Annotated in this window: 11 protein-coding genes and 1 tRNA gene; 5 read left to right on the forward strand and 7 right to left on the reverse strand. The window is 35.8% G+C overall.

Going from position 1 to position 13,582, the window contains the following annotated elements:
* Positions 1-16 precede the first annotated feature (16 nt).
* The 3 genes from BN3107_RS20120 to BN3107_RS13160 form a co-directional block, all read right to left on the reverse strand.
* The gene (locus BN3107_RS20120) at positions 17-5,377 is read right to left on the reverse strand and encodes a family 43 glycosylhydrolase (protein WP_077065126.1); all 5,361 of its coding nucleotides are present in this window, start codon (positions 5,375-5,377) and stop codon (positions 17-19) included.
* A 423-nt stretch (positions 5,378-5,800) separates the two neighbouring features.
* Positions 5,801-5,872: transfer RNA gene (locus tag BN3107_RS13155), tRNA-Val, on the reverse strand.
* A 103-nt stretch (positions 5,873-5,975) separates the two neighbouring features.
* A complete protein-coding gene (locus BN3107_RS13160; RefSeq protein ID WP_058308109.1) occupies positions 5,976-6,272 on the reverse strand; it encodes a hypothetical protein in 297 nt (98 codons plus the stop codon).
* Between the two features lie 242 nt (positions 6,273-6,514).
* On the opposite strand from BN3107_RS13160, the gene BN3107_RS13165 reads away from it, so the two are divergent.
* Entirely contained in the window at positions 6,515-7,108 is a 594-nt protein-coding gene (locus BN3107_RS13165; protein ID WP_058308110.1) for a cell wall hydrolase, read from the forward strand.
* A gap of 577 nt (positions 7,109-7,685) precedes the next feature.
* On the opposite strand, the gene BN3107_RS13170 is transcribed toward BN3107_RS13165, so the two are convergent.
* On the reverse strand, positions 7,686-8,342 hold the full coding sequence (locus BN3107_RS13170) for a DUF3298 and DUF4163 domain-containing protein (protein WP_058308111.1): 657 nt from the start codon (positions 8,340-8,342) through the stop codon (positions 7,686-7,688).
* 111 nt (positions 8,343-8,453) lie between these two features.
* Between BN3107_RS13170 and BN3107_RS13175 the strand changes: the two genes are divergently transcribed.
* The 4 genes from BN3107_RS13175 (at position 8,454) to BN3107_RS13190 (ending at position 11,639) form a co-directional block, all read left to right on the forward strand.
* Positions 8,454-9,623, forward strand: coding sequence for a cation:proton antiporter (locus BN3107_RS13175; RefSeq protein WP_058308112.1), 1,170 nt, complete (start codon positions 8,454-8,456; stop codon positions 9,621-9,623).
* Between the two features lie 81 nt (positions 9,624-9,704).
* On the forward strand, positions 9,705-10,427 hold the full coding sequence (locus tag BN3107_RS13180) for an alpha/beta hydrolase (RefSeq protein ID WP_058308113.1): 723 nt from the start codon (positions 9,705-9,707) through the stop codon (positions 10,425-10,427).
* On the forward strand, positions 10,428-10,853 hold the full coding sequence (locus tag BN3107_RS13185) for a GNAT family N-acetyltransferase (RefSeq protein WP_058308114.1): 426 nt from the start codon (positions 10,428-10,430) through the stop codon (positions 10,851-10,853).
* A 111-nt stretch (positions 10,854-10,964) separates the two neighbouring features.
* The gene (locus BN3107_RS13190; RefSeq protein WP_058308115.1) at positions 10,965-11,639 is read left to right on the forward strand and encodes a DUF421 domain-containing protein; all 675 of its coding nucleotides are present in this window, start codon (positions 10,965-10,967) and stop codon (positions 11,637-11,639) included.
* A 71-nt stretch (positions 11,640-11,710) separates the two neighbouring features.
* Here BN3107_RS13190 and BN3107_RS13195 read toward each other — a convergent pair whose 3' ends face one another.
* The 3 genes from BN3107_RS13195 to BN3107_RS13205 all read right to left on the reverse strand — a co-directional run bounded on the left by BN3107_RS13195 (position 11,711) and on the right by BN3107_RS13205 (position 13,529).
* Positions 11,711-11,998, reverse strand: coding sequence for a hypothetical protein (locus BN3107_RS13195; RefSeq protein WP_058308116.1), 288 nt, complete (start codon positions 11,996-11,998; stop codon positions 11,711-11,713).
* Between the two features lie 817 nt (positions 11,999-12,815).
* Positions 12,816-13,028 (reverse strand): hypothetical protein, encoded by a 213-nt coding sequence (locus BN3107_RS13200; RefSeq protein ID WP_058308117.1) that lies wholly within the window; start codon positions 13,026-13,028, stop codon positions 12,816-12,818.
* 96 nt (positions 13,029-13,124) lie between these two features.
* Complete coding sequence (locus BN3107_RS13205) at positions 13,125-13,529, reverse strand: CotO family spore coat protein (RefSeq protein WP_058308118.1); 405 nt, start codon at positions 13,527-13,529, stop codon at positions 13,125-13,127.
* Between the last annotated feature and the right edge of the window lie 53 nt (positions 13,530-13,582).

Below are 13,582 nucleotides of genomic sequence, written 5' to 3' on the forward strand. Positions count from 1 at the left end.
TTGCTAATTTTGGCTCTTATAAAAACTTTTTTCTTCTATAAACCAAAAGGGTAACAGTACCTAAAACTAATAATACTAACCCAATAACTAAGTAATTAAACAGACTTGTAGCGGTATCAGGAAGCTCTTGATTATCTTGACCATTTTGATCGTCTTTTCCGATTTGATTGTCTTCTCCGTCTTGACCATCTTCTCCATTTTGGCCATCTTCACCGTCTTGACCGTCTTCTCCGTCCTGTCCGTCTTCTCCATCTTGGCCGTCTTCTCCGTCTTGACCGTCTTCTCCGTCTTGACCGTCTTCTCCATCTTGGCCGTCTTCTCCATCTTGACCGTCTTCTCCGTCTGAACTATCGACAGGTACAAATACACCGTATGTTGAGAAATGGGAAACTGGTAAAGATATTATTTGATTTTCTTCATGCACTTCTCCACCACGATGTTCCCATTGATCCGCTTCTTCGTTGTAATAGTAGATTGCAAGTGCATCTGTTTCAGCATCACTGTTATAACCTAACTCTAAAGTAAAGTTATTCGATGGAATAGTCGAGCCATCCGGATATTCGAATGTAAACGATAATATTTCACCAGCAGGAATTAAACCTTCGTAATTTGTTTCTTCCACATCTTTAGGCATCACTATCACTTTGGTTCCTTCTGGTAGATCGGTTGGCATCGTTATGTTGGAATTTGTGCCAACTATAGTGTATGTTTTACCAGCTGCAACTTCTTGTCCTTCTCCACCTAACTCAAGTTCTGTTGTCTCTTCATCTGGTATACTATCTTCTTCCGCTTCCGTAAACTTCCAGTAATCGAAATTAAATAACTCTTCTTCACTGTCTCCTTTAAACATGAAGAACACATTATGAACACCAGTGATTTTTGATAGATCTGTTTCTAATAAGTTCCAATCTTGGTTTCCACCAGTGGCATCCACTTCCACTGTACCGATCACTTCACCTACTGGACTGTCTATGCGAAGTTCGATCTTACCACCAACTGTAGAAGCAACATTTGCTTCAAAAGATTGAGCACCATTTTGACCAAAATCAACATTTGATACTGCTAGCCAATCACCGTCATGAATATCTGTTACATTCAAATTAACATGCTCGACCATGTTGCCTGGTGCTTCTGATTCTTCTGTAGCTATTCCCGCGTTCCATGCAATGGTTTCGGCCTCATGTCTTTGATATGGATTTAAATTCTGAAGTTGTGAAACACCTTCCATATCTGCAGTAATGTCTTTTATGTCCCCATTCTCATAATATTCTACCTTATTAAGGTGAGGCGAACGATAACCATTTACTGCATCTAAAGCCCTTCCTAAAGTTTGTGCATGGTACGTGATATACCATTGATCTTTAAATTCAAAGAAATCTTGATGATTGTTGCCACCAACTCCAAAAAATTCGGATCCATTTTTCAAAACAGCATCAACATAATTAAATGGACCCATTGGATCATCACTAACCATATATGCGATTTCAGCATACTTTGGATCATCCCCCTCGCGCACTCCAGAAAAATTAGTGCTGTACGAGTAATAATATTTTCCATCGTGTTTATGGATCCCACTTGATTCAAAGTGGAAAGGTGAATCAATTACTTGTGCTTCACCTTCTGTATGAATCATATCATCACTTAACTTAATTACCCTAGCTGTTTGAGGATGTTCTGCCTGCTCTTGTGTTGGATTATTTCCACCAGGTACTCCTCCACCATAATAGAGATAACCTTCGCCATCATCATCTATTAATACATCCGGATCAAAAATCCAGACAACTCCCTCCGTACCAGGAGTACTTCCATCAATCAAAGGTTCTCCGATCGGATCTTCCCAAGGTCCAAGAGGCGAATCTGCTGTTAATACACCAATTCCAGAACCATTGTTTGAAAAATATAAAAGGAATTTATCTTTACCGTCAATTTCTTTCTTACCAATGGATACCGCCCAAGAATTTGTCGCCCATGTTGCTTCACCATCTGGCCCTGCAACTGGTATGGCACCATGATCTGTCCAATTAACCATATCATCTGAAGAAATAACGGTTATCGTATTGATACTTCCATAATTGTTATCAATGATATTCCCGTTATCATCGTATTCCACTTGATCGTTTGTTAAATAGATATATACTCTATCCTCATAAACCAAAGCATTTGGATCTGCACCATACTTATGGCTTATTAACGGGTTTTTGAAACCTGGTATCTTGGCCAGAGCTTCAGTATCTAGTAGTTTTAAACTAATGTTTGCTATAGAATCATGTACATTGTAAGCTACATCTTGACTACTCATTACGTCGATATAATTGATCTTTAGTTCTTCTGTCTGATCTTCTGTAACAAAATCCGCCACTTTTAACTTCAGTGTCGCAAATAAATTAGACGAATCGTTAGTAAAGTGAACATCATCTCCATTGACATTCAATTTTAATTGATTATTCTCAAAGCTAAACGTACTGTCACCATCAATATTATCCGTATTAAAATCGACTCCAGATACCGTTAATCCGTTTGGAATATCAATAGAAGCAGCAATTGAAGTGTGATTTCCTTCAGGAAGAGCATCCATTTCAAGCGGAACCTCAAATTCAACATTAGGAGCACCAATAATGTCAGAAACATCTCCTAAGTTTGCATCCAATACTGTTTGGGAAGATTCAGAATCTGTAATCTTATCATTTACTCTGAAATAATCAAAATCTACATAGCCTCCAGTTTCTTGTGTTGCATAATTAAACAAGGCAAAACGATAACCCATAAAATGAGGTAATGTATATTCCATTTGTAGCGTATTCCCTAATTCTGTCCAATTTACGCCATCAAGACTGTAATAAAAATACGCCTTGTCTGTTTGATTTTTAAAATCAAAGTCAACCTTTAAATACACTTTGTTTTGGTCGATTTCTATCGTCTCTATTTCTTCTTCTGATTCAGAATCACCATTTACCATAACAATAGATTTAGCATCGCCTTCCATTTTTACCCCTACAAATCCATAATTCTCTTGGAAAGCCGCTAAACCAGTAACATCTCCATTTTCCATGTTACTTACGTCTATTGCTACTTCCCCTGAACTTTCAGGACCAAATGTTCTTTGGGTAAGAGTGTTTCTCGTATCGTGTATGCTAGTACTTGTTCTGCCATTGGTTAGTCTTAAATAACCTGAACGGTCTGTCAGTGACCAGAAATTATTATTAGGATTATGGTTCCACTGCCAAGTTATACCAAGATTCGAACCATTATCCTCATACTCTCCATTTTTTTCTGTGTCTGGCTCAGGTTCTGGTGCAGCTATTTGTGTAAAAGAGACATCATCCACATAATAATTCATTAAATCATTGACCGGATCTGCAGGATTTGCATAAGATGTCTCGATAAAAACGAATGACTCTGACATATCGGCGTCATTTGGAATGGTGTACGTTCCTTCAATTGTTCCCCATTCACCTTTTGTAATTGAACTGGAGCCGATCACTTCAATCGTTTCCCAAGATGGTCCATTTTGAATGTTGAAATTAAATCCTTTCTGATCAGGACCCTCGGTATATTTCACTTTCGCTGAAAATTCGTATGTTCCACCAGCTACCACTTTATCTGTTAAATTTTGTTGTGGACCGTCAACGGTTGCCTGACGATCAAATACTAATAAACTATTGGATCCACTGCTTGCCTCTTGATCCGTTACCTCAATACTTGCATCTCGATATTCTGTCCATGGTTCTATTCCATCTTCAAAGCCGCCGTTTACTATTAAATTAGGATCTGGAGTAACATCTACAAATGATACGTCATCCACATAAAAGTCTAATAAGTCTATTTCTGCATCCGGTTCAGATACCCAAGGTGTCTCAATAAAAATAAAAGTTTCTGAAAAGTCTACATCCTCAGGAATGGTGTAAGTTCCTTCAACAGTCCCCCACTCCCCTTTGTTAATCGTTCCAGATCCTATTACTTCGATACCTTCCCAGCTTGGTCCATGTTGAATATTAAAATTAAACTGTTTTTGATCGGGGCCTTCTGTATATTTTACCTGTGCTGAGAACTCATACGTATTTCCTGCTTGGACTTCATCGGTAATAACTTGTTTCGGTCCGTCCCCTGTTGCCACTCTGTCTGTCACCAATAGACTGTTTGATCCACTGTTTGCTTCTTGATCAGTGACCTGAACAGAAGCAGCTCCATTTACAGACCATGGTTCTTGTCCATCTTCAAAACTGCCATTTTCAAGCAGTTCAGTCCCATTCTCCACATCTAATAATTCCTGTGCAGCTACCATCATCCCCTCTTCATTTGATGAAGAAGTATCTTCTACGTTCTCTTCATTGGTAGCTAACGCACTTGCTGAATTACTACTGTCAGGTGACTGATAGAATTCATCTGACTGCACAATATTACTAACTGAATTTTGTCCTTCTGCAGTTATAGATAACTCATCTGGAACTTCACCATCCACTCCAAATACCGGCCAATCATCTTCCCAAGTAACAGGTACTAAGTATGGAATTCGTCCAACCGAACCACGGTCTCCAAATAAGAACCCATACCATTCACCGTCTGGAGTATCTACCATTCCACCTTGGGCAATACCAGAGTCCTGTAATACTACTTTCCCTTCATAGTCTCCATCTATACTGTCAGAACGGTAGACTAATTGAGTTCGTCCACCATTTTGTGGCCAGGATATGAGGGACACGTAATATTTACTATTAATTTTTTGAAAATGTGCACCTTCTGCATTAAGAATATGTTCAGAACCTGAAATCGAACCTGCATCAGGAATGAGAACTTTATCTAGCCCACCTTCTTTAATAGCGGTTGCATCAGATGTAAGCTCAATGATTCTAATATCCGTACCACCATATACCATGTATACTCTACCATCATCATCGAAAAGTAATGACATGTCATGGTAAAGATTATCTAACGTTGTTTTTTCCCAATCTCCATTTTCAATATCATCCGTTTGTAAAATATATGTTTTACCAGTGCTGTTGGAAGCAAACGCTAAATAAAATGTACCCTCATGATAGCGAAGACTGCTTGCCCATGATCCTTGACCATACTCGTTTTGACCATTTCGTAACGCTTGTTCTTCCCCTCTATCAAGGATATCATATGCATAGTTAACAATTTCCCAATTCACTAAATCTTTTGACTTCATAATAGGTACACCTGGATTCATATGCATGGTAGTGCTTGACATGTAATAAGTATCTTCGACACGGATCACACTTGGATCTGGGACATCAGCCCATATAACTGGATTTTCTGCTATATCATTATTAGTTTCCTGTGCTAAAGCACTAGGGTTAGGGACATAAGAAACTAATAGTGTAAGCGTTATCAAAAATACGAATAATTTATTTCTCATTTTAGTTTACCTTCTCCTTTTCATTTTCAATTGAGACCAACTGTTCATTGACTTTTTACAAAGCTAATAAACTTCTTCTTTACACCTCCTTCGCTTTTTAATAAACAAATATCACCTCTTTCATTAGTTTGTTTACTGTTTAAAGTAAGTTAGATTTACAAAAAACAGTAACATGATATGAATCTCTCGTTTATTATTTCATTGAATAGAGATAAATTTAATAGAATAATTTTTTAAAAAAATACAACTTTTTTCACTTTTTTAATTTTATTAAATATTAAATGACAAAAAAATCCACATGTCATAGCACGAACAAGTAGATTTATTACAGTTTCTTTTTAATTAGTGTATTTTTTTTGTATATGTTGTCATTATGTAAATAGAAAAGACACATTCAAGGTTATCGAATGTGTCTCGAAGCGATGATCTGAGAGGGATTTGAACCCCCGACCTCTTGCCTGTCAAGCAAGCGTTCTCCCGCTGAACTATCAGATCGTAATATTTAATCTTTTTTACGTTAAAGTAATACTCTTCCAGTTGAAGTACTTCTTAGGGTTTTTATCACTACTAATAAATATAGAAAACTTCCGGTAACTTGTCAATCCGTTTTCGTACGATTAAGTTTATTTCCCATAAAATATTTCGCATTGAGTCTCATTATATTTTTGAGTTCTTCTTCAGTCAATTGCTGTTCTTTCTTTAATCTCTTATTCAATTTATTAAGATCTCCCTCCATACTCTCTTGACTTCTTTTCACATCCACGTAAATAGTTACGTATTTTTTATTCTTGAAAAATACGTTGGCCTCCATATATTGATTTTCTATATCAATTACAGGATAACTAAAGTGCAGCGTTTTTCTCCATATTGTAAAGCCTCTTTTTTTCCAAAACATATTTACACACCTCTCTTGGCCGTAATTTTATCAAAAGCAAATTAATGTTACAAGACGATTACATTTGTTATATTCATGGTAATTTTTTCTATTATTAGTTGTTGTAACCAGCTTAAAACTGATGGAAAAATTTTCTGTTTGAAGTATAGCTTGTCTTTCTATCAATTGGTAAAAATAACTTACTGTTTTGTTATGTTACATTTGCTAATCTATTAACTAGAATACAACAGGAGGGGAAATACATGAACAAAAAAGGAGTTCATTTTATTATAGCAAGTCTTATCATTGCAATATGCATCACAATTATGCCTGGATTTGCAAATGCCTATACAGTAAAAAAGGGTGATTCATTTTGGAAAATCGCCAAACAGCATGGCGTATCTGTTAATCAATTAATTCAAACTAATAACTATAGCAGCAGTCTTTTATATCCAGGAGCAACATTGACAATCCCAGCTACTATTTCTGAATCAGAAAAAGAATTAATGGCTCGACTTGTTCATGCCGAGGCAAAAGGGGAACCATATGCTGGTAAGGTTGCTGTCGCTACAGTAATTTTAAACCGAGTGGATCATAAGAATTTTCCTAATTCCATTAAAGGTGTCATTCACGAAACATATAGTAACGGTGCTATCCATGCCTTTAGTCCGGTTGCGAACGGAGAAATTAATAAGCGTGCGGATGCAGAAGCCAAAAGAGCTGTGGAGGAAGCAATAGTATTTCGTGGACAAGGTCAAGGGTCTATTTACTTCTATAATCCAAATACAGCAGTAAGTAATTGGATTTATGATACAACAACAACCATTAAAATCGGGAACCACGTTTTTGCAAAATAAAGAAGTTGAGACCAAAGAATTTTTATACGCATTAGGAACATACTGCGCAGTAAACTGATGTATATTTATTAGCTAAATTGGTAATTTTGAAATATTTTATTTACTAAATATCCGCTCCGGCTGCCCCCTTTCCTTTCCATGGGGTTTTACCTTCAGCTAACTTTTTCAAGCAAAAAGCGCTCGAAAAAGTGGATCTTCAGGTAAAACATTCCCACAGGAGTGAAAGTGGGCGGCCTACGCTATAAATGATTCTACAACGGTTGTAATAGTCATCAATTTGAGCTTTTTAGCATTGTTTATTGTTTCGTTAAAATGATGAGATAGAAGTCTTTAATATAACTCTTACTTCTATTGTAGAACTTCATTTAGCGTAGGCGTCCGTTTCGACTCCTGGGGGATTAGCATGATCTGAAGATCCATTTTGAAAAGTGTTTTTCTTTTCAAAATTAGCTGAAGAGCATGCCCGGAAAGGGAAGTGGGCAAGCCGTAGCGGTTTCTATGCACAAACATCATGTCAAAATTACTACATCATTTACTGCGCAGTTTCCTTATATTGCGCAATTTTCTTCATTTTTTCTTAACTTTTCTTATACACATCTTTTGGAATGTGTATTTCCTGATTTCCGGAGACATATGGGGCAATTTCGTATTGTTGAAAGACAAGTGTGATCCCTTCATCAGCAAAATAAAAGGCTGTATCTTTCGTTAATTTAATATCTTCCTTCTTTAAATCCGGATAAAAAATGTCTGGTCGCTCGATTGCATATTCCCATACATAATCTCTTACTGATTTTATTTGCTCATCCGTAGTTAAAATATCCGTTAAGTAAACCCGCTTGCCTTCCTCGATATTATAGTTAAAGGCTTGGACAGTGGTATTTCCGTGTGCTCCCCCACTAAAAATGTAATTACTTGTTAATATACTTAAACGTGGTGATGTATTATACTTTACTTGATAGTCGGTTTGGTAATCTCCTTGAAAATGATATTTTTCAGCTTGCTTTTCATTCTCTTTTAATTCTTTATACGATTCTTTAATATATTTACCGAAGTCTTTATTGATCTTTATTTCCATATCTTCATCATCTACTTCAGATACGATTGGATATTTTAATTGTTCCATATCCTTAAATAACTCATCTGTTACAAGTGTTGTCTGAGTTTCTGCAGCAACTGGTAAACTTACGCCCATAAACAAACACAACATAATAACTAAACTAGTCCATTTCTTCATTATCCACACATCCTTTTTGAATAGGTTGTGTCATTTTCATTTAAACATGCATCGTTTTCTTTCTTGGAAAATGGGAATAAAAGAACTATACAAAAAAAGAAGGTGTGACCATTGACAATTGAACAAATTATTATTTTATTATTAATCGGATATGTTATATTTACGATTGATACTAAGCAAGAAAATTTTCCAGTTCCAACTATTTTGGTGATTATCGGGATGGGTCTTGTCTTTATTCCTTTTTTCGATTCTATCCAGATTACCGAAAATATGATTTATCACATTTTTTTACCTGCATTATTATTTGTATCCGCTTATCAATTTCCGATCAAAGATTTGAAAAAAAATGCAGGATTAATTTTGACATTGGCAACCATCGGAATCATTATTACAGTTTTTCTGTTAGGCTCCTTGACATGGTTAATTGCACCAATTGGTTTTGCGAGTGCATTGGTAGTAGCAGCAATATTAACACCAACAGATCCAATTTCTGTTGTTTCTATAATTAAGAAGGCAACAGGTAATGACCAAATTGCAGATACAGTCGAAGGGGAATCGATGCTAAACGATGGTACAAGTATTGTTTTATTTACCACATTATTTTCAATTGCTAATCAAGAGAAGAGTTTTTCTCTTCTATCTTTCCTAGGTGAATTTCTTCTCGTCTCACTTGGCGGGGTTGTTGTGGGATTAGTATGTGGTTATTTGGTCAGCAAAATTGTTCATTATTCCCATCAACGACAATATCAAATTATGTTGAGTATCATTTTGGCATATGGATCGTTCTTAATTGCTGAAGCGTTTCATGTTTCTGGTGTGTTAGCAACGGTTGCTAGTGGGATGATGATTTCATTTGAATATGGACGCGCCATCAAGGAGGGGCACTTCCGTGAATCATTAGATGGTTTTTGGAAAATTATCGAAATTAGTTTGTTGGCCATCTTGTTTTTAGTGATTGGAATCGAAATCACCGAATATATCACCATCGATTTCTGGTTATATGCTTTCGTCATTTTTATTTTTATGATTATGGTGCGAATGTTTATTGTTTTTGTTATAACAAAAATAGTCCATCCATTACCATGGCAACATCAATTCCTTATTTCTTGGGCCGGCTTAAAAGGTTCTATGTCTGTTTTCTTAATCCTAACACTATACGCAAAAAATGCTAGCGGTATTGACAGTGAATGGATGGTAGCTGTCAGTTTTACAGTGGTGCTATTATCTTTAACCGTTCAAAGTTTGAGTATGGCTCCTATATCGAGAAGACTATTGAAATAAAACGAAATAAAGATACAAAGCATTGTTCTTCAATTATTCATTAAATATGATACACTTTTCATGAGATGGGGAGGTGATTCTTTGGGACGAAAGGGAAAAATGGAAGATGCTACTGTCACTAGTGAATATCTACATGAAGAAATCAAGATAAAATGGTATCTGCCAGAAGGATTTACACCATTTAAGGATTATCAATTATGTATTATGCAAGATGGAGATGATTATTTTCAAATGGGACGTGTCGCCACTTTAAGTGATCAATTACATGAAGAAGTAGAAATTGAACCAACGATATTTGTCGGCATCCATTATCAGGATAAATATGATCGTCAAGACAAATACCACCCTAATGGCAAACAGAACAATAACTATATTCAATTTCTCACCAACGAAGTGCTCCCATTTATAGAAGATACGTTACATATTTCTCCAACCAAACGAGCTCTTATCGGGGATTCACTCGCAGGTACTTTAGCTTTCATGGTGGCAAGCCAATTTCCTAAGACATTCGATATTGTGATCATGCAATCACCTTATGTTGATGAAAAAGTATTAGAGCAAGCCACACATGTTGATCATTTTAGTAATTTAGAAATTCATCATACAATAGGTACGGAAGAAACAGAAGTACACACGACCTCAGGTGAGGTTTCTGATTTTTTAACACCTAATCGAAAATTAAATCAGATGCTACAAGGAAAACTAAATATCTATCAATACAACGAATTTACTGGTAACCATACCTGGAAATATTGGCAAAAAGATTTAAGAAATATTTTAATTGAAATGTTAGGGGAAAAGTAAATGGAAATAAAAATAGTTAACACTGATCAAGAATTAAAAGATGCATACCAAGTACGTTCTATTGTTTTTGTGGAAGAACAGGGAGTACCGGAAGAATTAGAAATAGATGATTTGGAGAAAGAAGCTGTTCACTTTGTTGGTTATCATGGTAAAAATCCTGTAGCAGCAAGTAGAATGCGCTTTGTAGATGATTACGCCAAATTGGAGCGGGTCTGTGTGTTAGCAGACAATCGTGGAAAAGGATATGGCAAAGATATCATTTTCTTTATGGAGAAGGTAGCGAAAGAAAAAGGGTTAGAAAAATCAAAGTTAAATGGACAAATACATGCAGAGGCATTTTATCAATCTCTTGGATATAAGACGATTTCTGATGAGTTTATGGATGCAGGTATTCCGCACGTAACCATGATAAAATCAATTTTATAGATACTGATTCCACTTTGAATTTTCTGTTTCTCTTACCATTTTTAATGTATGTATACATTAGTTTTTGTACATGCTTATAGAATAATATGAATAAAGGTAGGAGAAACAACGATGGAATATGGATCTATTTTTATCGAAACCATATTTGGTTTTGTTATGTTATTTATCCTCGCCAAATTACTAGGCAAAACGCAGATTAAACAATTAACAGCGTTCGATTTCATTTCAGCTCTTATTCTCGGAGAATTAGTCGGAAATGCCTTATATGATGATCAAGTAGGGGTAAAGGAAGTCGGCTTTGCAGTAGCTATTTGGGGTGCCTTATTATATATCACTGAACTAACCACTCAAAAATTTAAAAAAACACGGGCAATTTTAGAAGGCCGTCCATCGATGGTGATTCATAAAGGAATCATACAAAGAGAGGAAATGAGAAAATCCAAACTGGACATGAACCAACTGTTACACTTGTTACGTTCAAAAGATGTATTTTCAGTACAAGAGGTGGACTATGCCATATTAGAATCGGATGGTACCGTCTCTGTATTAAAAAAATCAGCAGATCAACAGCCAACTAGAAATGATTTTAACTTACCAATCGAACAAGTTGTCTTACCTTTTATGTTGATAAACGATGGTGAACCGATTGTAGATAGTCTTAAAGAAATTGGAAAAGATGAACATTGGCTAAAGAAAGAATTAAGCAAACAAAATATAAACTCAATTGAAGAAGTATTTTACGCAGAGTATACGAAAGAAAATCAACTATTGATCCAAAGTAATTAACCTGAATAGAAAATTTCGCCTGAACCTAGTATATTGAAAATAAAACGAAGCCAGTGCTTATGAGCATCTGGCTACACTTTTGCTTGAAAGTTTACACCTTTTCCGGTAACTTCGGCATATATTTTTTGCTTTGGATGGTTATTTTCATGGTTCTCTTCTTGATATCGATTACTATTTCTTTCTTTGGTCTTTGGAATATACTCTTTTTTCGGTTCTTCTTTGGTTCGTTCTTGTTTATATTGCATGCCAAACTGGATTGGGTATAACTTTTCAATTGGAAATGGGTCTCGTTCTTTTTTGGTAACACGATTATGGTATTGCTGATATTGATAATTCTCAACAGGCATAATGTAACCCATTTTTCTCCCTCCCCTTTCATGCTATTACTGTTCTATACCCAATATTTCGAATTATTAATCATTTTTGTGTCTGTTCTTAATAAATAATTCTACTCTTCTATCTAAATCTCCTGCATTCAAAGAAAAAAGATGAGACTGGGACATAACTATTTTTCAAATTTCAAACACGAGAAGTATTGATGCACAATATCAAGAAACTGTGAGATAACCTTGTGGTAATTTTGACATGATGTAAGTGTGTAGTATCCGCTCCGGCTTGGCCACTCCCCTTTTACCACGGGCACAAGTGCAACATCTACTCAAGCAGAGCTTTCGTAGTGTTTTCTATGCCATGGGGTTTTTCCTTCAGCTAACTTTTCCAAGCAAAAACCGCATGGAAAAGTGGATCTTCAGGAAAAACGAGTCCCATAGGAGTTGGAGTGGCCGCCTATGCTAATGAGATTCTACAATTGTTTCGAATGCTACTACTTTGGTTTCCTACTAAAAAATAGTGTAAAAAGCCAATATGAATACTCTTACTTAAATTGTTGAGTATATCAAAGCGAAGGCGTCCGCTTTCACTCCTGCGGGAAGTTTTTACCCTAAGATCCACTTTTTACGCGTACTTTGCTTAAAAAGTTAGCTTAGGGTAAAAACCCGCGGAAAGGAAAGCGGGCAAGCCGCAGCGGTTACAAAGCACATATGAAATCTCATAATTACCTCTTCAGCTATGTCGCAGTTTTGTCCTAATACGAATAAAAATCCAAACGTTTTCGATTAATCGTTTGGATTTTTTTATTTATAGAATCTTTTGTTCCATCCTTATCTGTTTTTAATGTTAGATCCAAGAAAATGGTGGGCGATCATTATTGTCTTCTTCAGAATCTTGTTCCGTTTTTTCTTCTTCCAAAACCTCTTCTTCTACTTGTTCCTCTTCTTCAACAGCACGTGGTCCGAAGAAAGGATCTTGACGACGAGTTGGTTCAATACGAACGTTATCCGCTTTAATAACTAGATCCTTCACATAAATAACTTTCTTTTTATCTGACACATTCTTCACTCCTTGGTTACATTTTAATATTTAGTTAATATCAAATAATCTTTACATATTATGTTGGTTGGGCATATTAGTGTCACTGACGATAGTTTAAAAGCCAATTAAATTAATTTCTTTAATATGATCAATAGGTATAGATATTGGTGCAGTCTTACTCGCTACATTTACCATCACCATTGAATTTTGGTAATCTTCTATAATCCCAACATATTTTTTCCTCTCTGTATGGAGCTCACACTTCACTTTCGGCACATGAAAAGGCATTGATGCAAAATAAGTTACCTTCTCTTCCAATGTCATGTTCTTAAATTTCTTTTTTTCTAGTTGAGACCGATCAATCTTTTGGTTGTTGACGGGATCGTGATCTTCTTGTTCTTTTTGATATTTGCTTGTTGATTGATAATGAGATTGCATCGATCGAGAAGGTTCCGCTAACTCAGGTTGTGTTATATATAGTTTTGGCACTTCTTTATTCGTTTGCACGGAGTCCACCACGTTTAAATACCTCCTTTAATTTCTACATACTTAAGTATATGTTACATGCCTAG

It is taken from the genome of Gracilibacillus massiliensis (genome assembly GCF_001458115.1).
In the GTDB taxonomy this organism is placed as follows: Bacteria; Bacillota; Bacilli; order Bacillales; family Amphibacillaceae; genus Gracilibacillus; species Gracilibacillus massiliensis.